The following is a 22,535-nucleotide window of genomic DNA, read 5'->3' on the forward strand; positions in this document are numbered from 1 at the left end:
ATGAATACCGATGTACGGAATATTTGGGAAAATTGTTTGTCCTTTATAAAGGATAATGTAACAACAGATGTCTATGATGTTTGGTTCAAGCCCATAGAACCAGTAGAGCTAACATCAGATAACACCTTGGTCATAATGGTTCCAAGTATGTTCTTTATGGAATGGATTGAGGATCATTATATTAACCTAATATGGAGTGCCTTGACCAAAGAATTGGGAGCCCGCCCTAAGCTTATCTATAATATTAAGATGGAGAACAATCCTAATAAGACAGAGCAAGCTACAGAGCAACTTCCTAGTTCTAACCGTAAGGCAACGAGTATGGAGGTGTTGGGGTACAAACAAAAACCACAACAATCCTACAATCCTTATGTCGTACCAGGGCTTGTCGAAATAGAAGAGGTAAAGGTAGACTCTCAGCTGAATCCTAATAAGAACTTTGATACGTTCATTGAGGGAGAAAGCAATCGATTGGCACGCTCTGCTGGAAAGGCTATTACAGAGAGACCTGGAGGTACTTCCTTCAACCCTCTATTTATATTCGGTGGGGTAGGACTTGGAAAAACGCATTTAGCTCATGCAATAGGTAACGAAATACAAGAAAAACATCCTAAGAAAAGAATTTTATATATTGAAGCTGAGGATTTTACCAAACAATACTCAGTAGCCGCTAAAAACAATAATCGTACTGACTTTATTCATTTCTATCAGCAGATAGATGTGCTTATCATAGATAACGTACAGTTCTTTGCTTCTAAGCCGGGAACTCAGGATGTGTTCTTCCAGATATTCAATCATTTACATCAGAATGGAAAACAGCTCATTCTTACTTCTGACAAGGCACCTGTCGATATTCAGGACGTAGAACAGCGATTACTTTCTCGATTCAAGTGGGGGCTTTCTGCTGAATTGCAAGCTCCTGACTATCAGATGAGAAAACGTATTCTTCAGGCAATTCTCTATCGCGATGGAGTCGAGATGAGTGAGGAGATTGTTGATTATATCGCTCAGAATGTCAAGACAAATATCCGTGAATTGGAAGGGGTAAATACCTCTCTTATGGCAGAAGCACTCTTCAATAAAAAGGAAATTACACTGGATTTGGCTAAAAAAGCAGTCGATAAGATTGTTAAGAATATCAAAAAGGAAATCACTGTAGAATATATTCAGGAAATAGTATCGGAATACTTCCAACTCAGTATAGAAGAGTTACAATCAAAGACTAGAAAACGCCATGTCGTACAAGCGCGCCAGTTGGCTATGTTCTTTGCCAAGAAGTATACCAAGCTCTCTTTAGCCAATATAGGAAAGTCAATAGGGAAAAGAGACCATGCTACTGTATTGCATGCTTGTAAAACAGTAGATAACCTCAATGAAACAGATAAACAGTTCAGAAAATTCTTATCTGACCTTACTACAAAAATAAACAATCGGTAGTTTAGTTATCATAAAAAAGAGATTGCTCAGCAATCTCTTTTTTATGATAACCTACTTTGACTATAATTTCTATTTTCGAAGGAGATTCGGCTTAGGTGCTTTGTTATTTCTCAAGAATTTTCCGAAAGTTTATATCCTTTATGAGATACTATTATAGAAACTCTATTTATGATATATTATCTCGTTTATTTTTTCAGGATCATAATCTTCGAAAAGGATTTCTCCAAAGTCTTTTTGCGTTAGTTGAGCATTGAAAGGCTTTCTCTCATCCCACCAATTGGTGATTTTTCCAAATCGGTGTAGAACAATCTTATTTTTACTATATTTAAAAGTGATATACTTTTCAGCGGTATATTCATCAGGTACTTCAGTATCTAATTCAATGGTGAAAAAATTGTCTTTAAAAGCAATTCTTTTGAAGAAAAAACCTTCCATACTTGGATAGATTTTTTCATTGTGAAAGAATTTGTACTTATCACCTCCTTGATGAATTAACAAAATAACAGGGGCAACCAAAGTCTTATGGTCATCAGACTTTAAATCGTTGTTATTTTTAAAAACAAGAAAGATATCTTTATCACCATCTTGATTGAGGTCGTGTTGATACATTTTTTTCAGCGTAAAGAGCTTAGATTTTTGTATGCGATTGATGACCTCAGAAATATTTTTAAATTGAATCATCTCCCCGCTATCATTTTGAATGATCCCCTCTTCTGTTATGACGATGTCCTCAGGAGTGGCAAAATCGTTTTTCAAAAACTCTTCGTAATCTCCTTTTTTATCACCATTCATATATTTCTTGTAATAAGGAAGTTCCGTATAAGGAAACTCAAAATAATATATATTTTTATCTTTAACGAGAGTTCCTTCTAAATAATCAGGATAATCATTGTATTCACTATCCTCTGCTGAAATATATTTTTTAGGCATAGCAACAATATATTTTCCTTCGGATCTATATATTTTCACAAAATCACCATAAGTAGTTTTAGACTCTTCATACTCTGCTTTCCAATAGGTTATTCTCTGTCCTAAAGGAAAGATTTTGTTATCCTTATAACGATATAGTTCCCAACCAAAATTATACTCGCCAACCAAAGGAAAAAATAAGATGTACGTTTTGTTCTCCTCATCCAAATAAACAAAAGGGCTTGAAGTAAGTAAATCATTAGGCTCTTTCTTTCTGATGATTTTTCTAGCATCCTTACCAACAGTTACTGTAATTATTTCAGATATACTATTTTTACCTTCTTCTATTTCATTTGCAACCCTTACATTTTGGCAATTCAACTTATAAAATTCTTCTTTGTTGGAGACATTACATTCTAATTTTAAAAGTTGAATCAGCCCTTTATAGTCTATAGTTGTTTCTCGAATATCAGTAGGCATTACATCCCTTTTCCCCGCTAAAATATCATCATTTAATATTTTAGAAATTACAAAATGCCCGTCCTTATCTTTTTCTAATAAATAGTCTACACAAGTTTCTTTTTCATAAGTGTTTCCAAATAGTAAAAAACAACATCTGTATTCATTTTTGTTTTCTAAAGGTGTTATTTTTAATGTACTATTGAGAACATCAGCAAAAAAATCTTGTCCCTTTATAAAAGGGTCGTAATCTAATGTCATATCAGCAGATAGTTCATCAATCTTTTCCAACAATTGCTTGGAAACATATTGCTTAAAAAGTTCTTCTTGGTTATCTAACGAACCATTATAAACAGATGAATAAAAAGCTTTTAAAGTTGCTATAGCAACTTCTGTATCTGTAGGTGTAGGTTCAGTAGCAACGTTATTAGCGTTCTTCTTATCTCTACAACTAATAAAAGCTATTAAAATAAATATGATAATAATTCTTTTCATAAGTAAAAAAAATGTCAGACAAGTCGGACGAGGCAGACAAGTAGGATGGGAACGGATAGAGGATTTTTAATTGATTATCTATCAAAAATTAAATAACCTTAACGTTTCAGGGTCATAATTTTCAAAAGAGACTTTTCCAAAATCCTTTTGTGTATAGATTAAATCACTATATTCATCATCATATCCATTATCAGAAATATTCGAATATTCTAATTTGTACAGAAAAATATTATTCGTTTTACTATCTATTGAAAAAGTAGTATATTGTAATATATCTGAGGATACATTTTCTTCTATAGTGAAAAAATGCCCTTTAAAAGAGATATTTCTAAATCCTTCCTCACTTGTAATGTTATTACTAAGCATCTTAGTATTAAAAAATAGCTTTTCTTTTCCTTTATCACTTAAAACTATTTTTATTGTTGCAAAAAGATCATTTTCTGGATTATAAGCAATAATTCTATCCTCAATGCCATCTTTATTTATATCTACTTTCTTAGAAAAAAGAATTTCATTATTTTTAGAATGAGGGATTATAGTACGTGTATATTCCCAAACTTTTTTAAAATCTGGAATATTATAGTATTCTTTTTTCTTAAACTCTTCTTCATAAATATCTCCACTGCTTTCTGTTTCTAATATGTAAAAATACTTAAATCCCATATCTATAGGTTTCCCTATCTTCTCAGCATAATAACACAATTTTCCTAATATCTCAGCCTTTTGAGAAAAAGGTAAATTTTTATCATTTACAAGAAAACGAATATATGAAGATATTGCTTTTAAATATTCTTTTTGTTTTTCTATGGAAAATTGCTTGATAATGTCTATCATTTGATTGTGGAAAAACAACTTCCCATCACAGCCTTGATGCCAAAAAGCCTTCCCAAATTCTGATATTTCTCCAGCCAATTGTTTTTCTAAAACATATTTATTTAATTCTTTATCCTCTACATAACCAAATGTCAAGACCAATGAAGTTAAGAAGAACTCATCGTTAAGACAAAGCCAGCGAAAACTTGAGCGATTATCATTAAATAAAAACTTGTTACGGTATACTAACTTGTCTGTATTTTCCTTGCGTTGCTTTGAATTGACAACATCTTTCCAGTAATAGATTTTTAAATCCTTATCTTTTCTATTCTGTATTACAGAATCTTCAAACTTTACAAATTGGGGATATTTTGAATAATCAAATACTTCAGGGACACTATATAAATCTGAAATAAATAGACCTCTTTTGAAAATATAAGTGCTGTATAAGCCAGAGTCTTCATTTCTTAAAAACATAAGCTCTTTTGAACATTTATCAGAGAAATTAATTAATAAGAAATCTTTATCTGATGTATAATTGATAATTCTTCCAAAGATATTGTTTATTTTCGAGGCAAATTCTTCCTCTGTTGGCTTAATATATCCTTTTCTTTCTAACTCTTTATCTATTATTTCTTCAATAGTTTCCAAATCACTTAAAGAATATTCATATATAGGATAGTCTGTTTCATACATTTCTCCCATAGCTCCTGTTTTTAATTGATTTTTTAGAGTACTGAGAAAAATCTTATTTTCGAAATTGAACTCCTCTTGTTAGCTTTCAGTAGTCTTATTCTCACAAGCAAGTAAATGGCATAGGACTATCAATATAAATATTTGTTTCATCATGGTATTATTTATGATTATATAGATATTGTTTCTGGAAATGTTTATTTCACTTTGTTAGTGTTGCTTTAAACATGTTTCTCTTCCTATATTTGCTAATTCATCCGTAGAGGGAACACTTACGGCATCTAATTTATTAGTAAAAAAGGCCTCTATACAAGAGGCCTTAAGGTATTAATAATAAACTATTTTGCAGGTGGATAAATCCAAGTACTCAATCCTTTGTTTTTGATTTCAGGCATATAGCTCTCTGCTTGTGCTCTTGTGGAAAATCCTCGATAAGCTACTAAGTAATAGCCCTTTTCATTTTGTCCTACCATTCCAGCAGTGCTGTATCCACTATTTTTAAGCTGTCTTACACGGTTTTGTGCGTTGCTCTCTGAACTGAAAGCGCCTGCTATGAGGAAGAAACTACCTGAAGCTTTTGTCGATCCAGAAGTGCTACCTCCACTAGAAGAAGTACGGGTAGTATTTGTACTTTTGGGAGTTGTAGGTTCACTGGTAGTCGTATTGGTTGTAGTGCTGGGTGTATCTGTTGTACCAGCAACTTGCGCTTTTTGTCTTTCCTTTTCCCTTTGTGCCTCAAGAGCAGCTTGTTTTTTTAATTCTTCCTTGCGTTTCTTTACAAGTATAGGGTCTTTGGTTACTTTGATAGCTGTTGCTGTAAGCTCTATTTCAGGTACATAAGTAGCCTTAGCTACTTCCTGATTGACAAGCTCTTCTACCTTAGCAGGATCTGGCTCTACCTGTACTACAGTAGGGTTTTCCTGATTGGTCATCAGAGAATATACTGCATACCCAATGGCAGAAAGTCCTACAATAGCCACAGCAGCGTATTTGATAGGAAGTGGCATCTTAGGCTTAGGCTTGCCAGCAGCGGCCTCCTCTGGAGTTACACTAGGGTTCTCTACCAAGCCGGGCTTGTTATTCTGATCATTGTAGATGGGATTGGCTACCTCTACTCCTGTCTCTCCCTTGCTTACTTCTTTGGTAGTTACTGGGGACATTCCAAAGGAATCTGTGAGATAGTTTTCTTTGGATAAAGAGGTGAAAATGATATTGTTATCCGTACCTTTGGTAAACTTCCCTATATTGGCCAATCTTACCTCTTGTCCTAAGCTAAGCTCCTGTTTCCAGCGAGTAACTACGGACTTTATATATTCTTGGGCTTCTTCGTAGGAAGAACGTTCCACCTCTGAGATATGCTTGGCCACCAATCCATCATTATAGGTAAGGCGTGAATTAAAGGTCAATTCCTTCTGTGGTGGAGAAAAAGACTTGTCTGCAGCCAGTTCTGCCGCTTTTCTGTTGGATACAAAGGCGCCAAATTCTGGTATGATAACACATTGATGCTTGAATAACAAGTCTTCTATATAGGTATCTAAATTTTTCATACGTTCTGAATATTACAAATCTTAGATTTTTTCGGCACAAAAGTACACAATTTTCATTACACAAGAAAAAAAAATACTGATTTGTTGATAAATATATTTATTTACTCATGTATTTTAGTTTTTTTTAACCATTTTTAAGGACTTAGACGCTCTATTTTCCAGTCGTAATCCTCCTCAAGGGTGTAGCGAAGGCGATCGTGGAGACGGTTAGGACGTCCTTGCCAGAACTCTAAAGAGTGGGGTCTGACCAAAAATCCTCCCCAATGTTCAGGACATTTCAGGCTTTTTCCTTCATATTCTTTTTCCAAGGCAGCAAGCTGTTCTTCTAAGTAAGCTCGCGAGGGAACTACCTGACTCTGTGCTGAGGACATAGAACCTAATTGACTGCCTCTTGGGCGGGACTCAAAGTATCCTTCTGAGAGGTTTCGGGCTAATTTCTCCGCAACTCCTTTGATGATTACCTGTCGCTCCAGTGCTGACCAGAAGAATGACAAACACACATGTGGGTTGGCAGCAATGGCTTTTCCTTTCTCACTATTATAATTGGTATAGAAGATAAATCCTTCATCGGTGAACTTCTTTAGCAGCACCACACGTGTTTTTGGAAAACCGTCTAATCCAATAGTAGCCACCGACATAGCATTGGGCTCTTTCTCGGATTCGGATTCTTGTGCCTGTAGGAACCATTGCTGAAATTGCTCCATTGGGTTCTCCCGCACCTCAGTCTCTAAGAGGTGTCCTCTCTCATAGACAAGGCGTAAGTTGCTTAAATCTTTTTCCATAGTTATTTCTTTTTTAGCACAGTAGGATGTTTCAGCCCATTGTAGTGAATGATCTCTCCTACTAAGGAGCCTACCCTGAGACTGGCTTTTATTTTTACAGGAATTTTATTCTCATCATCACTGATCCAAAGGGTCAAGCTTTCTTGTTCCTTGAATACACGCCCATCTTGTACTAATGGGCGGAATATCAAGGTGTTGATTTCTCCTAAGGGGGTATCTACCTTTTCTTTTCCCAAGAATCTTAAGCGGAATTTGTACACCTCATCATCATCAAAAATCATATCCATGCTCACTTCATCATTTTTCTTGAGGTTGTTCATCTTGGGGTTGTTACGAAGATAGTATAGGGTAGAGATAACATCCTTGATATCAGGCTGTACAGACATATTTTTTTCTTCACCATTCTCTAAGTTTTTGATCTTTACATTGTTACTATCAAAATTAAAGAGGAAGTTGAGCTTCTTGGTATATCCTCCTTCGTAGATATCTCGATTGAAAAAATAGGGTTTTCCTGTCTCTTTGTCAAAATAACTCTCATAGGTATCATCTACTTTGAAGAAAAGTTTCGCAAGTCCTGTTGTCTCTCCTTTGCCTAAGGCATGATAAACAGTCTTTCCTTGATAGGTCTTGTTCTTGAGCGTTAGCGAAGCATAGCTGGCATTGAAGATACCATAGCGAACACGAAACTTGAGATATTCTCCTTCCTGAAAGGCACTTTCAGCTTGTGAAAAACAAGGGATTGCCATAAAACTAAGAATGGCTACTAAAAAAATTTTCCTCATAAAAATCATTTTTTATTACTTAAAATTTTGCGACAAATGTACCTCTTATTTTTTACATAGGCAACATTTTCTATTCACATTTGCTTTATTGAATAGAAAAAATCATGCCAAAAAATTTTAGAGTAAAGAATATAAATCCTTTTAAATTCTAATTATATATTTAATTGTCTGTAAATCAATAATTTATTTTTATTGAGTTTTATGATTGTATTTTTTTAAGTAGGAATCACAAAAATAATTTTTCTTTTATCAGGAGAAATATTAGTTAAATAGCAAAAAAAAGCGTATTTTTGCCCTCAAAAATATAGTAAGATGAGAAGGTTTTTATTCTTTTTCTTTGTTGTGAATCTTTTTCTTATCGCTTGTGGTAGGAAAGAGCTTAGAAATGATTTACAACAACTCTATCTACAGGGGGAGATCAAGCAGATAAGGACTTCTTCCTATACAGTCTTGGAGAAGTTTGACCAGATTGAGAAAAAAAGCAAAACAACTGAAAGGGAAAATACTTTATTAACCTTCAATGAGAAAGGAAATCAGGTAGAAAAAACGCTTTTTTCTCCTACAGATAAGCCTACAAGAATCTATACCTATCTCTATGACATGAAGGGCAATCGAGCGCTGGTCAATGAGACTTTGGATGATGGTACTCTCAAAAAAAGATACATCTATACCTATGATGATAAGGGAAATAGAACTGAGATAAATACTTATAGCGGAGATGGCATCTTCCTCCAAAAAGAGAAACGTACCTATGATGAAAAACAAAACCCTCTTGAGGAAGATACTTACAATGGTAAGGGTGAACTCGAACAAAAGCAGATTAATATATATGATGAAAAAGGTCTTTGTATAGAAAGCAACCTCTATACTCCTTCAGGAGAACTCAAAAATAGATATACCTATTCCTATGATGAGAATAAAAATATGTTGGAGAGAAAAAAGTATGATAAAAATGGGAAAATCTTAGCCAATCATACCTATACTTATTCCTTTGATAAAAGAAAAAACTGGACTCAGCGAATAGAATATCTCAATGGTAAGGCTATCTACCTTACCGAAAGAGAAATTGAGTATGGGGTAGGGGCGAAGGAACAGCGACAACCTGTCGCTCAGATGGATACTGCTCCTCAGAAGAAGTTTAACTATACTGTAAGTGTTAAGAATGACTGGACAGCTCAGGAACTCAAAGGAGCAGTCAAGACACTCAGGCTAAGAACATACAATGCTCAAAACCACAAACAGAAGGATAAGGGTCAAAATACTCTTACCATTTTCTCCAAAGAAGGCTATTTGACTCGCATCACTTATTATGATAAGGATAATATCTATTCTTATGAGAAAAAATTTTCTTATCAGTATAATGATAAGGGTTATCGTACAGAAGGAAAGATGTTGATCAATGAGTCCGATTATTTAGTATCTACTTATGACGACAAAGGATATATCACAGGTGGATATTTGTTCCAGAATAATACACAGTTTGAGCAAAAAGCCTCCTATGATGACTCTGGTAATATGACTTCATACTATCTGGGAGATGTAGAAATAACTTATATATATGATAAGAATCATCAGTTGATAGAGGAGAAACATAAAAATGGAGGAGATGCTTGGGATATTCGCTATAGTAGAGGTAAAAATGGCAGTATCTTGGAAGAAGAAATCTATCGCAAGGGTATTTTGGATGAGAAAAAGACCTATATCTATACTTTTGATGAAAGAGGTAACTGGACTGAGCGCACTCAATATAAGAATAGAACCCCTGTGGAAATCACAGAGCGTGTGATAGAGTATTATTAGAATTTTTAATTAAGTGTTTCGAAAAAGAAATGAAAGTAACAGAACATATAGCTAAGGCTCAAGGAAAGACCTTGTTCTCTTTTGAAATTGTCCCTCCTAAGAAGGGAAATAGCATAGAGGAACTCTATAAAAATATAGAACCTTTATTGGAGTTCAAACCTCCATTTATCGATGTAACTACCTCTCGTGAGGAGTTTTACTACAAAGAACATCCCAATGGTTTGTTGGAAAAGAAGATTGTTCGTATGCGCCCCGGAACAGTGGGAATTTGTTCAGCCATACAGCACAAATACAATGTAGATACAGTCCCTCATGTACTCTGTGGAGGCTTTACCCGCGAGGAGACCGAAGATCTCTTGGTGGATTGTTTCTATCTTGGAATTGATAATATCATGGCTCTTCGTGGTGATGCCATGAAGGAGGAAAAGTATTTTCGTCCTACCAAAAATGGAAATGTATATGCATTGGACTTGGTAAAACAGATAAATGATCTCAGAAAAGGGATCTATCTACATGATACCTTGGAGAATAATACAGGAATGGATTTCTGTATAGGGGTAGCAGGATATCCTGAAAAACATATAGAGGCTCCTTCAAAAACTTTTGACTTAGAAAAACTCAAAGAAAAGGTTGATAATGGGGCTGATTATGTGGTTACTCAAATGTTCTTTGACAACAAACAGTATTTTGATTTTGTAGAAAAAGCCCGCCAAATGGGGATCAATGTCCCTATAATACCAGGGATTAAGCCCATCAGTGTCAGGAGACATCTGAATATCATACCTCAGGCGTTCTTCTTGGATTTCCCAGAGGAACTGGTCAAGGAAATAGAAAAATGTAAGAATAATAATGAGGTGAAGCAAGTAGGAATAGAATGGGCTATCGCTCAGAGCAAGGAGCTTAAGCAGGCAGGAGTACCTTCTCTCCATTATTATTCTATGGGAAAATCCGAAAATATTATTCAGATTATATCAAAGGTATTTTAAAAAGAAATTGGATAAAAATTTAAAAATTTTTAGAATATCATTTGTATATAAAAAATATAATCTTTACCTTTGCCCTCCAAAAATAAAGAATTATGTCAAGAATTGTAGAAAAATACTTAGAGTATATTGTAGCTGTGGTTATTGGTGTGATTACCAGAAATATATGGATAGCTATAGCGGTTCTATGTTTGGGCTTGTTACTTCGTCTAACCCTCTTCAAAGGTAGGGGAAGTAACCAAGTAAACTTAAATCCTCAGAGAGCATTAGAAGGAGGATTTAATCCTACTGATTTTGAACTGAACTTATTATCACTTTGTGCCTTGGTGATTAAAGCTGATGGTACAGGCCCTACTCAAAAAGAACTGGATTATGTGCGCTACAAGTTCGTATCGCTCTATGGAAAGGAAAAAGCCAATGAGATATTCCGTGCCTTCAATCAGATAAAACAAGCAGAAGTTCCTGTTACTCGCATTTGCTTGTATATCAGGGCTCGTACCAATTATGAAGCACGCCTCTCTATTATCCACTTCTTGTTTGACATTGCCAGTCTTGATGGGCGTATCAAGGAGGCTGAAATGGCTTTATTGGAGCGAATTAATAAGAACTTGAATATAGACTCTTCTGATTTTGAGAGTGTAAAGGCTATGTTCCGTCAAGAAAAAGATGACGACTATGCTATACTAGGAATAAGCAAAGATGCTTCCGAAGCAGATATCAAGAAGGCTTATCGTGATATGGTTAAAAAATATCACCCTGATCGCATAAATACTGATGATGTAGCTATTCGAAAAGGGGCTGAGGAAAAATTCAAACGTATACAAGAGGCGTATGATAGTATTCAAAAACAAAGAGGGTTCTAAGCCCTCTTTATTCTATTTAGGACATCTGCTCAGGATATTTCTTTGGATGGGAGGATTGCTCTTATTACATATTTTTATTGTTGAAATATACTGTGATAGGATTTTATTTTATTCTCTACCAAAGGTTTATTTATTTCATACACTCTGTGCTATCGTGGTGTGTGGAGTGTTGTCCCTCCCTATAGGAAAGATTTATATAGCTTACCGTTTTGTAGCTCTAACTTTCTTACAGATGATTTTTTGCATAGCCTTCCTATTTCCTGCTCTTTATATGAAGGAGAGAAAGGTAGATGATTGGGATATACTTTCCTTTATGTTTGCCTTCTTTGTAGCGCTTTTTTTGGAGGTGTGTTTTGCCATATCATTGATAAAAAGAGAAGAAAATCAAAAAAAGATATTGTGATGAAAAAAAGTTTTTGTACCTTTGCAAAGAATTAAAAAATTCGTAAATTTGCAACTTGAAAAAGAACTTTAAATAGAAATATTAATTCATTTGTGATAATGAAAAAAATAGATAAAAAGACGTACTTACAATGGTATGAAGAAATGCTCTTCTGGAGAAAGTTTGAGGACAAATTGGCTTCTGCTTATATCCAACAGAAAGTAAGAGGATTTTTACATTTGTACAATGGACAAGAGGCAATCGTAGCAGGGTGTATGCATGTGATTGACCCTAAGAAAGACAAAATGATTACAGCGTATCGTAACCACGTGCATCCTATCGCTTTAGGGGTAGATCCACGTAGAATTATGGCTGAACTTTTTGGTAAAGGAACTGGAACATCTCACGGATTGGGAGGTTCTATGCACATTTTTTCAAAAGAACATAACTTCTTCGGAGGTCATGGAATTGTAGGAGGACAAATCGCCTTAGGTGCTGGATTAGCTTTCGCTGAAAAGTACAATGAAACTGGGGGGGTTGTCCTTACTTTTATGGGGGATGGGGCTACTCGCCAAGGTACTCTTCACGAGACTTTCAATATGGCAATGAATTGGAAACTTCCTGTTGTATTCATCTGTGAAAACAATCACTATGCGATGGGAACTTCTGTAGAGAGAACCGCCAATCACCCTGATATATGGAAGTTAGGTTTGGGGTATGAAATGCCTTGCGAACCTGTCGATGGTATGAATCCTGTCTCTGTGGCTGAAAAAGTATATGAAGCAGTAGAACGTGCTCGTCGTGGAGATGGCCCTACTTTCTTGGATATTCGTACATACCGTTATCGTGGACACTCTATGTCCGATGCGCAACACTATCGTACCAAAGAAGAAGTCGAAGAATATAAAAAAATAGACCCTATTACTCAGGTACTTGACGTGATTAAGGCTAAAAAATATGCAACCGATGCAGAAATTGAAGCTATTGACAAGCGCGTGAAAGATTTAGTAGCAGAGTGTGAAAAATTCGCTAACGAATCTCCATTCCCTGAAAAGAATGTAATGTATGATGTAGTATACGAACAAGAAAATTATCCTTTTTTACCTCATAAATTATAAAAAAAATGGCAGAAATAGTAAATATGCCGCGATTAAGCGACACAATGGAAGAAGGAGTCGTTGCAAAATGGCTCAAAAAAGTAGGTGATACTGTAAAAGAAGGTGATATTCTCGCTGAAATTGAAACAGATAAGGCGACTATGGAATTTGAATCCTTCTACTCTGGAACTTTATTATACATTGGTTTAAAAGAAGGTGAAACTGCTCCCGTAGATACTCTTTTGGCTATTATAGGGGAAAAAGGAGAAGATATATCTGCTCTTATAGGTGGAGGAGCTCCTGCTCCTGCTCCTGCTAAGGAAGCAGCTCCTGCTGCCCCAGCTGCTACCGCTCCTGCTGCTGCTCCAGCGGCTATGCCTGCAGGAGTTCAGATAGTTACCATGCCTCGCCTTAGTGATACTATGACTGAAGGAACTGTAGCTTCTTGGCTTAAAAAGGTTGGTGATACTGTAAAAGAAGGTGATATACTCGCTGAAATTGAAACAGATAAGGCTACCATGGAATTCGAATCTTTCTATGCAGGTACCTTATTATATATAGGCATCAAGGAAGGAGAATCTGCTCCTATTGATTCACTTTTGGCAATCATAGGCCCTGCAGGAACCGATGTAAATGCTGTTCTTGCTGCCGCTAAGGGTGGCGCTTCTGCTGCTCCTGCAACTCCTGCTGCCGCTGAGGCTCCTAAGGCTGCTGAAGCTCCTGCCACCGCTGCTCCTGCCGCCGCGGATTCTCGTGTATTTGCTTCTCCTTTGGCTAAGAAGATCGCCCAAGATAAGGGTATCGACCTAAGCCAAGTAAAAGGAACCGGAGAAAATGGTCGTATCGTACGTAAGGATGTCGAAGGATTCACTCCTTCTGCAAAACCTGCAACTGCTGCCGCTGCTCCTGCTGAAAAATCTGTAGCTCCAGCTCCTTATATCCCTGTTGGAGAAGAGGTTACTGAAGAAGTGAAAAATTCTCAAATGCGTAAGACTATTGCCAAACGCCTTTCTGAATCCAAATTCACAGCTCCTCATTACTACCTTACTATCGAGGTAGATATGGATAATGCTATGGAATCTCGTACTCAGATCAACAACTTGCCTGATACTAAGGTGTCTTTCAATGATATGGTAGTTAAGGCTTGTGCTATGGCGCTGAGAAAGCATCCTCAGGTAAACACTTCTTGGAAAGGTGATGTCACTGTATACAATAAGCATGTACATATAGGGGTTGCTGTAGCTATAGAAGATGGTTTGGTAGTACCTGTACTTAAGTTTGCTGATAATATGAGCCTTTCTCAGATAGGAGTATTAGTAAAAGACTTGGCAGGAAAAGCACGTAACAAAAAGCTAACTCCAGCCGAAATGGAGGGTAGTACTTTCACTGTCTCTAACTTAGGTATGTTCGGGGTAGAACAATTCACTTCTATCATCAACCAGCCTAACTCAGCTATTCTTTCTGTAGGGGCTATCATCGAAAAACCTGTAGTGAAGAATGGACAAATCGTAGTAGGCCATACCATGAAGCTTTGTTTAGCTTGTGACCACCGTACTATAGATGGTGCTACAGGAGCTCAATTCTTGCAGACTTTGAAAGCATATATTGAAAATCCTGTTACTATGTTAGCATAGTAATCATACAATTTTTCATAGTTTATTGACAAAGAGGCATGTCTTTATATGCCTCTTTTCTTTTATAATGTCAATAAAACTTGTTTATGTAAAAAAAATGTCGTAATATTGTACTTTATTTAGGATTGAATTATGTATGCTATATGCCATTTGAGTATAGTGCCTATACGTGAAGAGTCCTCTCATAAGAGCGAGCAGATCTCTCAACTGTTGTATGGAGAGCTGTGCTTTATTATCAAGAAAGAGGATGATTGGTGCTATATACGTACCGATTTTGATGATTATGAAGGCTGGGTGGAAGCAAGGCAGCTTACCCCTATGAGCGAGGCTATCTATGAAGAAACAAAAAAGATTCTTCCTCGATATGCTTCGGATATGGTTGATTATGTGCAGGTTAGTGATAAAGAATACGACTTGTTGCCTATATGTATAGGAGCTACAGTAAGCAACGCTCCTTTCATGGGGCACCTCTTTGCAGGTGAAGTGCAACGAAAAGTATTGCGCAAGAATATAGTGGAGATAGCCCTAAGATACCTCAATGCACCCTATCTCTGGGGAGGCAAATCTCCTTTCGGAATTGATAGCGCAGGGCTTGTCCAAATGGTCTATAAGCTCATCGGAATAAGGCTTCAGCGGGAAGTCTCTTTGCAATATGATTCTATAAAGAATGATGTAAATTCTTTGCAGGAGGCTGAAGTAGGGGATTTGCTTTTCTTCACCAATAATGTAGGGCGAATAGTTCATGTAGGGATTCTTATCCAATCGGGGTATCTTATTCATGCTTATGGAAAAGTAAGGGTGGATCGCATAGAACCTGAAGGAATTTATGATGTGGATACCCAAAAAATAACTCATAGTCTATATGCTATTAAGCGTATTTTGGATGATGATGAGAAGAAACTAACAAAATAATATGACGATTAAGCTATTAGTAATAGGAAAAACAGATGCCTCTCCCTTAGAAAAACTTATAGAGGAGTACAAAAAAAGGATAGGATTTTATGTTAAGATAGATATCAAAATAATTGCTGATCTGAAAAACGTGAAAAATATCTCTCAGCAAGAACAAAAAAGTAAGGAAGGGGCTCTATTACTAAAAGAAGTGGCGGAGAATGATATACTTGTCCTGCTGGATGAGAGAGGAAAGGAGTATACCTCTGTAGAATTTGCTCAGTATATCCAAAAGGTGCTCAATACAGGGGTTAAGCAGTGTGTATTCGCTATAGGGGGGGCTTATGGTTTCTCTTCTGAGGTATATCAAAGGGCAAATCACTCTTGTGCGCTCTCAAAAATGACTTTCTCTCACCAGATGGTACGCCTTTTCTTCGTAGAACAGCTCTATAGGGCTTTTACTATATTGAATAACGAACCTTATCATCACCAATAATGTATAGCAAGGAGGAAGCAGCTAAGCTTAGACAGGAATTTTGGATCTCTTTCGGTAAATCTTTCCCTTACAAATGGACTTTGTACAAGACAGGAGTGAAAAATCTCTCTTTTAGGTTTTATTTTGATACCAAAAAAGCAATGGTATGTATTGATATAGAGGGTAGTGAAGAGGAAAGAAGGGAATGTTTCGAGAAAATGTGTTCTCTTAAGGGGATTTTGATAGAGATATTTCCAGAAAATACATATCAAGAACATTATTTCTTAGAAAATGGAAAGGAGATTTCCCGTATATGGGTAGAAAAATCTCAAGTTTCTATTCATAATAAGGAAACTTGGCAGCAGACTATGATCTTTCTACACAAGCGGATGTTGCAAATTGAGACTTTTTGGGAGGAATATCAGGACTTTTTCAAAGAAGATTTTAACCATATAAGGAGGTATATTTTAAGAAAAACAATTTTTTCAAGTCAAGAAAAATAACTACTTTTGCGGAAATTTTAGTAGATGTTACTTATAGGAATAACTGGAGGCACGGGATGTGGAAAAACTACAGTCGTGAATCAGATAATCAAGGAGTTACCTCAAGGGGCGGTCAGTGTCATTTCTCAAGATTCCTACTATAAAGATCTGTCACACTTGAGCTTTGAGGAAAGAACCAAGGTGAATTTCGACCATCCTAAGTCTTTGGACTTCGAGTTGCTTAAGGAGCACCTCTCTCAGCTTAAGGCTGGAAAGACTATTATGCAACCTACCTATTCCTTCGTAGAGCACAATCGTACTCCTCAGATAGTGCCTATTGCTCCCTGTTCAGTACTGATTGTAGAGGGTATCCTTATTCTCTCTCATCCCGACTTGAGAGATTTATTCGATATTAAAATATTTGTACATGCCGATTCTGATGAGCGGCTCATTCGCCGTATCAAAAGGGATACTACCGAGCGTGGAAGGGATATTCAGGAAGTACTCAATCGATATCAGACTACTCTGAAACCTATGCACCAAGAGTTCATAGAACCTACCAAGGAGTATGCCGATATCATTATTCCTAATAACCGCCATAACAAGGTTGCTATTGATATTGTCAAGGCTATTGTTCACAATCGAATTATGCACCAAACCCAATGATAGATTTTCAGTTTTATATCAAAAAATACGCCTATCTTATTGGTATTGTTGTCTTTGCTATATGGATGCTGTTCTTTGATTCCAATTCTTGGCTCTCCCACCGAAAGCTCAATAAGGAAATAGAAGTACTCAAGCGCCAAAAAGAATTCCTACAAAAGGAAATAGTCAAGGATAGGGATATCATAAGGGAGATTAATACTGCCGAAGGTAGGGAAAAATTTGGTAGAGAAAATTATTATTTCAAAAAGGAAAATGAGGATATCTTTATTATTGAATATGATACAATAAAATAAATAATTTGTACACTTAAAATATAGAATATATGTATGAAAATGAAGGAGAAAACAATGAAATTTTCTCAAAGGCTCTAAGAGCAGGACAACGAACTTATTTCTTTGATATACGCGGCACTAAGGCTGGCGATTATTATCTGACTATTACAGAAAGTAAAAAGTTCACTCATGAGGATGGGTCCTCGCATTATCAAAAACATAAGATTTATCTCTACAAAGAGGATTTTAATGCTTTCAGAGAAATTCTTGACGAGATGACCTCTTATGTCTTTGAAGAAAAAGGAGAAGAAGTTATTTCTGAAAAACATCAAAAGGATTTCAAAAAGAACTTCTATGCAGAAGGAAGAGAAAAGAACGATGGTTCTTCATCATTTACTATTGATGATTTCGAAGATATTAAGTAATTCAATCTTTCCTAAAAGAAAAGAGGCTACCCTTTTTGGACAGCCTCTTTTTTTATATAAGTTTTTATCCTTATTACAAGCAGCGTTTCGCTTGAGTCTATCATAAGGGAGCTTTTAGCTCCTTACAAGAAAGCCATAAGCTCTCAAGCAGGTGAAAAAGACTTGGTCAACATCAAGGTAGAGACTGCAATTCATTGCGTCTTATCTCCAAAATACATTTCGTGTCTTATCCCCCAAATATCTTTTATCTTAGAAAGGAAAGAGCAAAGGCAGAGCTAATACCATGACAATTCCCATGAGTATCTGCAAGGGAAGTCCTACTTTCACATAGTCCATAAAGGTATAACGTCCGGCTGACATTACTAAGGCATTGGGTGGGGTAGAGAAGGGAGAGGCAAAGCACATACTCGCTCCTACCGATACGGCTATGAGCAGCGGCAAGGGGTTGATGCCCATACTTGTGGCGGCACTCATCGCTATAGGGGCTATAAGAATGGCCGTAGCTGTATTGCTGATGAACATGGTAAGTAGGGAGGTCGTAAAGTAGATACTCGCCAAAAGGATATAGGGACTATAGCCCCCTAACTTGCCTACAAGCATCTGGGATACCCATGTCGAAGCTCCCGTTTTTTCTAAGGCTAAGGCCATAGGAAGCATCGCAGCAATCAGGACTACACTCTCCCAATTGATAGTCTTGTAAGCGGCTTCTACATTGGGTAGTGCTCCTGAGAAAACCATCAGTAGCGAGGCAACCAATACGGCAGTTATAGGCTGTATTGGAATAAAATCGAACATCATACTCACTACCATCAGTAACATGATAATCCCTGCTATAGGTGCCTTGTGGGTAAGGGTTACCTTCGAAGCTTCTCTCAGAGGTTGTCCCAGCACGATCAGGTGTCGCTGTTGCTCATTGAGCCTGGCTATGTCCTTCCAAGAGCCCTGTACCAAGAGAATATCTCCAGAGTGGATACGCTGGTCTTTTAGGTTCTTCAGGATATAGCTTTCATTGCGTTGCATTCCTAAGATATTTAGGGAAAACTGTTCTCTGAAACGTGATTTTTTGATGGGCAGGTTCACCAGGCGCGAGGTGGAGGTAATCAGTACTTCTGCTATGCCGTGTTTCTGCGAGTTCATCAACTCTTCTTGGGAGGTGAACCTATCCTCTATCAGGCTTAGGGATTTCTCCCATGCCATAGCTTCTATCTTACGAATATCTCCTTGTACAAAAAGGATGTCGCCTTCATGGAGAATTGTACTGGCTTGTGCTAATTCTCGATTGGGATTCTGGAAAATAGAACTGTTTAGGCTTGGCTTGCGTAGGATTTCGGTTACATTGACTTCGTATTTATCGGCTATATGGCTTTCAAGGAGGGTTTGACCTACAAAGGGAGCATTCTTGCCTATCATTACCAGATGTATATCCTTGGATAGTTGGTATTCTTCCATAAGGTCTGAAAGGGATTTGCCGTCTTTCTTACTTTCCTGATGGGGATCTGTCTTGTTCAAAAAGCGTTTGCTCACTGGGATAAGGTATAACAATCCCACAGTAAGGGCTATCAGTCCTACAGGAGTAAAGGAGAAGAAGGTCAGGGAGGAAAAACCATGCTTGATTAGCTCTTCATTGATGATAAGGTTCGGCGGGGTACCTATAAGGGTCATCATACCTCCCAAGCTACTGGCAAAAGCCAGTGGCATCAACAGTCGTGATGAATTGATGTTTGCACTCATGGCCATACTCACCACAATAGGGAGCATCAGGGCTACGGTTCCTGTATTGCTCACAAAGGCACCTATGAAGGAGGTTGCCAAGATTACCAGCACGAAGAGCTTGAGCTCACTCTTTCCTGCGAGCTTGAGTAGCTTGTTACTAATCATTTTTGCCAATCCTGTCTGGAAAATAGCACCTCCTACTACGAAAAGTCCTATCATCATCACCACTACTGTGTTGGAAAATCCTGATAGGGCTTCCTCAGGAGTAAGGATACCAAAAAGGACTAATAACAGTAGAGAAGAGAGAGCTACTAAGTCTGAACGAATCTTTCCCATCATAAAGAAAGCGGAGGCGATCACAAGGATTGCTAAGGTAATATACATATTCATAGGCACAAGGATTGGGGTTAGATAAGCGCTCGCATCTCCTCTATAAAGCGTTGTGCTAAGGCATCGGCTTCTTTTTGGCTTTTTGCCTCGGTATAGATACGAATAATTGGCTCTGTATTGGATTTTCTTAGGTGTACCCAGCTATCGGCAAAGTCTATTTTAAGACCATCAATAGTGGTAGTCTGTTCATGAGCATATTTCTGTTCCATTGCCTTGAGAATTTGGTCAGGATTTATCTGCTCCGTCAGTTGTATCTTGTTCTTACTCATAAAGTAAGCGGGATAGCTTTCTCTAAGTTGCTGCACACTGCCGCCTCTCTCGGCCAAAAGGGATAGGAATAAGGCTACCCCCACCAAGGCATCGCGCCCATAGTGTAGCTCTGGGTAGATGATGCCTCCATTACCTTCTCCACCGATGATGGCTTCTATGCGCTTCATTTCGGTAACGACATTCACTTCTCCCACCGCTGCTGCTGAGTAAGTTACCCCATACTTCTGAGCAATGTCACGTAGGGCACGGGAGGAGGAAAGGTTGGAAACTACATTACCTTTGGCTTTGCTCAGTACATAATCCGCACAAGCCACCAAGGTGTATTCTTCGCCGAACATCTCTCCTTGGTCAGTAATAAAGGCCAAGCGATCTACATCAGGATCTACTACGATACCAAAATCAGCTTTCTCTTCTACGACTTTTTTGCAAATGTCCCCCAAGTGTTCTTTTAGCGGTTCAGGGTTGTGTGGGAAGTGTCCATTAGGCTCACAATAGAGTTTGACAACCTCCACGCCCAATCGCTCCAAGAGTCTTGGAATGGCTATCCCACCGGTGGAATTGACGGCATCCACTACCACGCGGAATTTCTTTTTCTGGATAGCTTCGGGAGTAACTAAGGGGAGGGCAAGCACCTTTTCTATATGAAGGTCAATATATCGATCATTATGGGTGAGCTTGCCTAAGTGATCGACTGTAGCAAAAGAAAAATCATTTTCTTGAGCGATTTTCAAGATAGCTTTACCATCTTGGTCAGAGACAAATTCTCCTTTATCATTAAGGAGTTTTAGAGCGTTCCACTCCTTAGGATTATGGCTGGCAGTAAGGATAATACCTCCGTCGGCCTTTTCCAAAGGGACAGCTACTTCTACAGTAGGGGTGGTACTAAGACCTATATTGACCACATCAATTCCCAAGCCAATAAGGGTGTATTGCACTAAATTTTGAATCATTTCGCCAGAGATGCGTGCATCTCGCCCGATGACTACTTTGACGTGTTCTTTGCCTACTTGTCCCTTGAGCCAAGAGCCATAAGCAGCGGCGAATTTGACGGCATCAATAGGGGTGAGGTTCTCATCTACCTTGCCTCCTATGGTACCACGGATACCTGAAATAGATTTGATTAATGACATATATTTTCTATATTTATTTTGTTATTTTTGGTTGGTATTTTTTAGATAAGCTATCTATATATTTTTCTTGTTGCTTGTATATTTGAGTATCTGTATCTTTGGTTATCAGATAAGTCTTTTCTTTACTCCATTTTCCATTGGTTAGTAGGAAAGTTTCTTCATAATAGGGGTAAGTGGGATTGTAGGAACTATCCAAGTAGGGGGTATAGTCCAAATAGTAGGAATTGGTCAGAAAGACAACAGCGCAAAAGTGCTTTTTGATTTCTTCAAGAGATAGGGACTCAATTCTATTCTCTAAAGCCTCGATATATCCTTCTTTCTGATGATCTTTCTCCCAAGCAAGATGGGTGTCAAAGGCAGATGTCCGTGGAATTAGGATGACATTTGCCATCCCTAATTGCTGAATTTGACTCCAACAGCCATAATCAGGAATTTGATAATATCCTTCTCTCCACGAGAAATGACCGCATTTAAGGAGTTGATACAAATTCTCCTCTACCTCTGGAGTAATGGTGGTTTTTGGAAAAGGGTTTTCTATTTCATCTAAGACATTTACATATCGGTATCTATAAGTATCTTCATTCCAGTATATTAGAAAGCCTGACTTCTCAGGTAGTATCAGATTGATAATATCTTTTCCATTTCTCTTGCCTTTTTCTATATAGCATTCAATTCCTTCTGGTTGCTCATAGATGACAGAGTGATTATGCTTTTTATAACTATCTAACTGATAGATGATAACAGGATCTTCTACCTTGGTCTCATAGCTGTGGAAGATTGCTAAAAAGGGGGTATTGTCAGGGTATGTTCTGTCTCCGACTCCCTTGTAATCAACCATAAGAGCAGCATCTTGCTGACCGTCAGTATTAAAATCTCCATAACAAATAATAGGACACCCTTCACCTTGATGAATTTGGTAATATTCCCAAAATTCTTTAGAAAACCGTTTTTCTATGTCAATAGGAGTAAAAGTATCTTGGTTGGCTTCTATATAAGAGGCAATATTTTTAGGAATTTTACACAGAGAATGGAGAGTATCTTCTACAGGGGGAGGGACTGTCTCCTCTAATAATTGGGGTGGTGCTTGTTTCTTGGGACAAGCGACTAAGAGTAATAGAAATGGGAAAAATAAAAAATTTTTCATA

General features: G+C 37.4%; 21 protein-coding genes. 13 read left to right on the forward strand and 8 right to left on the reverse strand.

The features are described 5' to 3' along the window. Nucleotides 1-1,437, forward strand: coding sequence for a chromosomal replication initiator protein DnaA (dnaA, locus tag CGC50_RS00005; RefSeq protein WP_002665572.1), 1,437 nt, complete (start codon nucleotides 1-3; stop codon nucleotides 1,435-1,437). Nucleotides 1,438-1,599: 162 nt separating this feature from the next. Here the strand turns inward: dnaA and CGC50_RS13980 are convergent, their stop codons facing one another. From CGC50_RS13980 to CGC50_RS00035, 5 genes are all read right to left on the reverse strand, one after another. Then, nucleotides 1,600-3,300, reverse strand: coding sequence for a YbjP/YqhG family protein (locus CGC50_RS13980; protein ID WP_232781152.1), 1,701 nt, complete (start codon nucleotides 3,298-3,300; stop codon nucleotides 1,600-1,602). Nucleotides 3,301-3,381: 81 nt separating this feature from the next. After that, nucleotides 3,382-4,818 carry a hypothetical protein gene (locus tag CGC50_RS00020; RefSeq protein ID WP_095909180.1) on the reverse strand — a complete coding sequence of 479 codons (1,437 nt, stop codon included), beginning with the start codon at nucleotides 4,816-4,818 and terminating at the stop codon, nucleotides 3,382-3,384. 326 nt (nucleotides 4,819-5,144) lie between these two features. Then, complete coding sequence (locus CGC50_RS00025; protein ID WP_095909181.1) at nucleotides 5,145-6,353, reverse strand: HU domain-containing protein; 1,209 nt, start codon at nucleotides 6,351-6,353, stop codon at nucleotides 5,145-5,147. Nucleotides 6,354-6,487: 134 nt separating this feature from the next. Beyond that, nucleotides 6,488-7,135 carry a pyridoxamine 5'-phosphate oxidase gene (gene pdxH / locus CGC50_RS00030; RefSeq protein ID WP_002665598.1) on the reverse strand — a complete coding sequence of 216 codons (648 nt, stop codon included), beginning with the start codon at nucleotides 7,133-7,135 and terminating at the stop codon, nucleotides 6,488-6,490. A 2-nt stretch (nucleotides 7,136-7,137) separates the two neighbouring features. Beyond that, nucleotides 7,138-7,917, reverse strand: coding sequence for a DUF3108 domain-containing protein (locus CGC50_RS00035; RefSeq protein WP_095911237.1), 780 nt, complete (start codon nucleotides 7,915-7,917; stop codon nucleotides 7,138-7,140). 312 nt (nucleotides 7,918-8,229) lie between these two features. On the opposite strand from CGC50_RS00035, the gene CGC50_RS00040 reads away from it, so the two are divergent. From CGC50_RS00040 to CGC50_RS00095, 12 genes are all read left to right on the forward strand, one after another. After that, nucleotides 8,230-9,717, forward strand: coding sequence for a sugar-binding protein (locus CGC50_RS00040; RefSeq protein WP_095909182.1), 1,488 nt, complete (start codon nucleotides 8,230-8,232; stop codon nucleotides 9,715-9,717). Nucleotides 9,718-9,746: 29 nt separating this feature from the next. Beyond that, a complete protein-coding gene (metF, locus tag CGC50_RS00045) occupies nucleotides 9,747-10,703 on the forward strand; it encodes a methylenetetrahydrofolate reductase [NAD(P)H] (RefSeq protein WP_095909183.1) in 957 nt (318 codons plus the stop codon). Nucleotides 10,704-10,795: 92 nt separating this feature from the next. Beyond that, on the forward strand, nucleotides 10,796-11,563 hold the full coding sequence (locus CGC50_RS00050) for a tellurite resistance TerB family protein (RefSeq protein ID WP_095909184.1): 768 nt from the start codon (nucleotides 10,796-10,798) through the stop codon (nucleotides 11,561-11,563). Nucleotides 11,564-11,795: 232 nt separating this feature from the next. Then, on the forward strand, nucleotides 11,796-11,966 hold the full coding sequence (locus CGC50_RS13985; RefSeq protein ID WP_232781153.1) for a hypothetical protein: 171 nt from the start codon (nucleotides 11,796-11,798) through the stop codon (nucleotides 11,964-11,966). Between the two features lie 98 nt (nucleotides 11,967-12,064). Further along, nucleotides 12,065-13,063, forward strand: a complete 999-nt coding sequence (gene pdhA, locus CGC50_RS00060) for a pyruvate dehydrogenase (acetyl-transferring) E1 component subunit alpha (protein ID WP_095909186.1) — start codon at nucleotides 12,065-12,067, stop codon at nucleotides 13,061-13,063. 5 nt (nucleotides 13,064-13,068) lie between these two features. Continuing rightward, entirely contained in the window at nucleotides 13,069-14,676 is a 1,608-nt protein-coding gene (locus CGC50_RS00065; protein WP_095909187.1) for a 2-oxo acid dehydrogenase subunit E2, read from the forward strand. A gap of 132 nt (nucleotides 14,677-14,808) precedes the next feature. Then, complete coding sequence (locus CGC50_RS00070) at nucleotides 14,809-15,588, forward strand: C40 family peptidase (RefSeq protein WP_095909188.1); 780 nt, start codon at nucleotides 14,809-14,811, stop codon at nucleotides 15,586-15,588. 1 nt (nucleotide 15,589) lies between these two features. Beyond that, nucleotides 15,590-16,063 (forward strand): 23S rRNA (pseudouridine(1915)-N(3))-methyltransferase RlmH, encoded by a 474-nt coding sequence (rlmH, locus tag CGC50_RS00075; protein ID WP_002665529.1) that lies wholly within the window; start codon nucleotides 15,590-15,592, stop codon nucleotides 16,061-16,063. Next, nucleotides 16,063-16,545 carry a DUF4268 domain-containing protein gene (locus CGC50_RS00080; protein WP_095909189.1) on the forward strand — a complete coding sequence of 161 codons (483 nt, stop codon included), beginning with the start codon at nucleotides 16,063-16,065 and terminating at the stop codon, nucleotides 16,543-16,545. The genes rlmH and CGC50_RS00080 overlap by 1 nt, the downstream gene beginning before the upstream one ends. 24 nt (nucleotides 16,546-16,569) lie before the next feature. Beyond that, a complete protein-coding gene (gene udk, locus CGC50_RS00085; protein ID WP_095909190.1) occupies nucleotides 16,570-17,190 on the forward strand; it encodes a uridine kinase in 621 nt (206 codons plus the stop codon). Beyond that, nucleotides 17,187-17,483, forward strand: coding sequence for an FtsB family cell division protein (locus CGC50_RS00090; protein ID WP_002665524.1), 297 nt, complete (start codon nucleotides 17,187-17,189; stop codon nucleotides 17,481-17,483). The genes udk and CGC50_RS00090 overlap by 4 nt, the downstream gene beginning before the upstream one ends. A gap of 29 nt (nucleotides 17,484-17,512) precedes the next feature. Then, nucleotides 17,513-17,887 carry a PUR family DNA/RNA-binding protein gene (locus CGC50_RS00095; protein ID WP_095909191.1) on the forward strand — a complete coding sequence of 125 codons (375 nt, stop codon included), beginning with the start codon at nucleotides 17,513-17,515 and terminating at the stop codon, nucleotides 17,885-17,887. 249 nt (nucleotides 17,888-18,136) lie between these two features. Here CGC50_RS00095 and CGC50_RS00100 read toward each other — a convergent pair whose 3' ends face one another. From CGC50_RS00100 to CGC50_RS00110, 3 genes are read right to left on the reverse strand one after another with little or no spacing between them, the layout of a single operon-like run. Next, nucleotides 18,137-19,984 carry an SLC13 family permease gene (locus CGC50_RS00100; protein ID WP_040359219.1) on the reverse strand — a complete coding sequence of 616 codons (1,848 nt, stop codon included), beginning with the start codon at nucleotides 19,982-19,984 and terminating at the stop codon, nucleotides 18,137-18,139. Between the two features lie 23 nt (nucleotides 19,985-20,007). Next, entirely contained in the window at nucleotides 20,008-21,390 is a 1,383-nt protein-coding gene (glmM, locus tag CGC50_RS00105; protein WP_095909192.1) for a phosphoglucosamine mutase, read from the reverse strand. Nucleotides 21,391-21,403: 13 nt separating this feature from the next. Further along, nucleotides 21,404-22,534 carry a hypothetical protein gene (locus tag CGC50_RS00110; protein WP_095909193.1) on the reverse strand — a complete coding sequence of 377 codons (1,131 nt, stop codon included), beginning with the start codon at nucleotides 22,532-22,534 and terminating at the stop codon, nucleotides 21,404-21,406. Nucleotide 22,535: the final 1 nt, after the last annotated feature.

It is taken from the genome of Capnocytophaga gingivalis, from assembly GCF_002302415.1.
In the GTDB taxonomy this organism is placed as follows: Bacteria; Bacteroidota; Bacteroidia; order Flavobacteriales; family Flavobacteriaceae; genus Capnocytophaga; species Capnocytophaga gingivalis.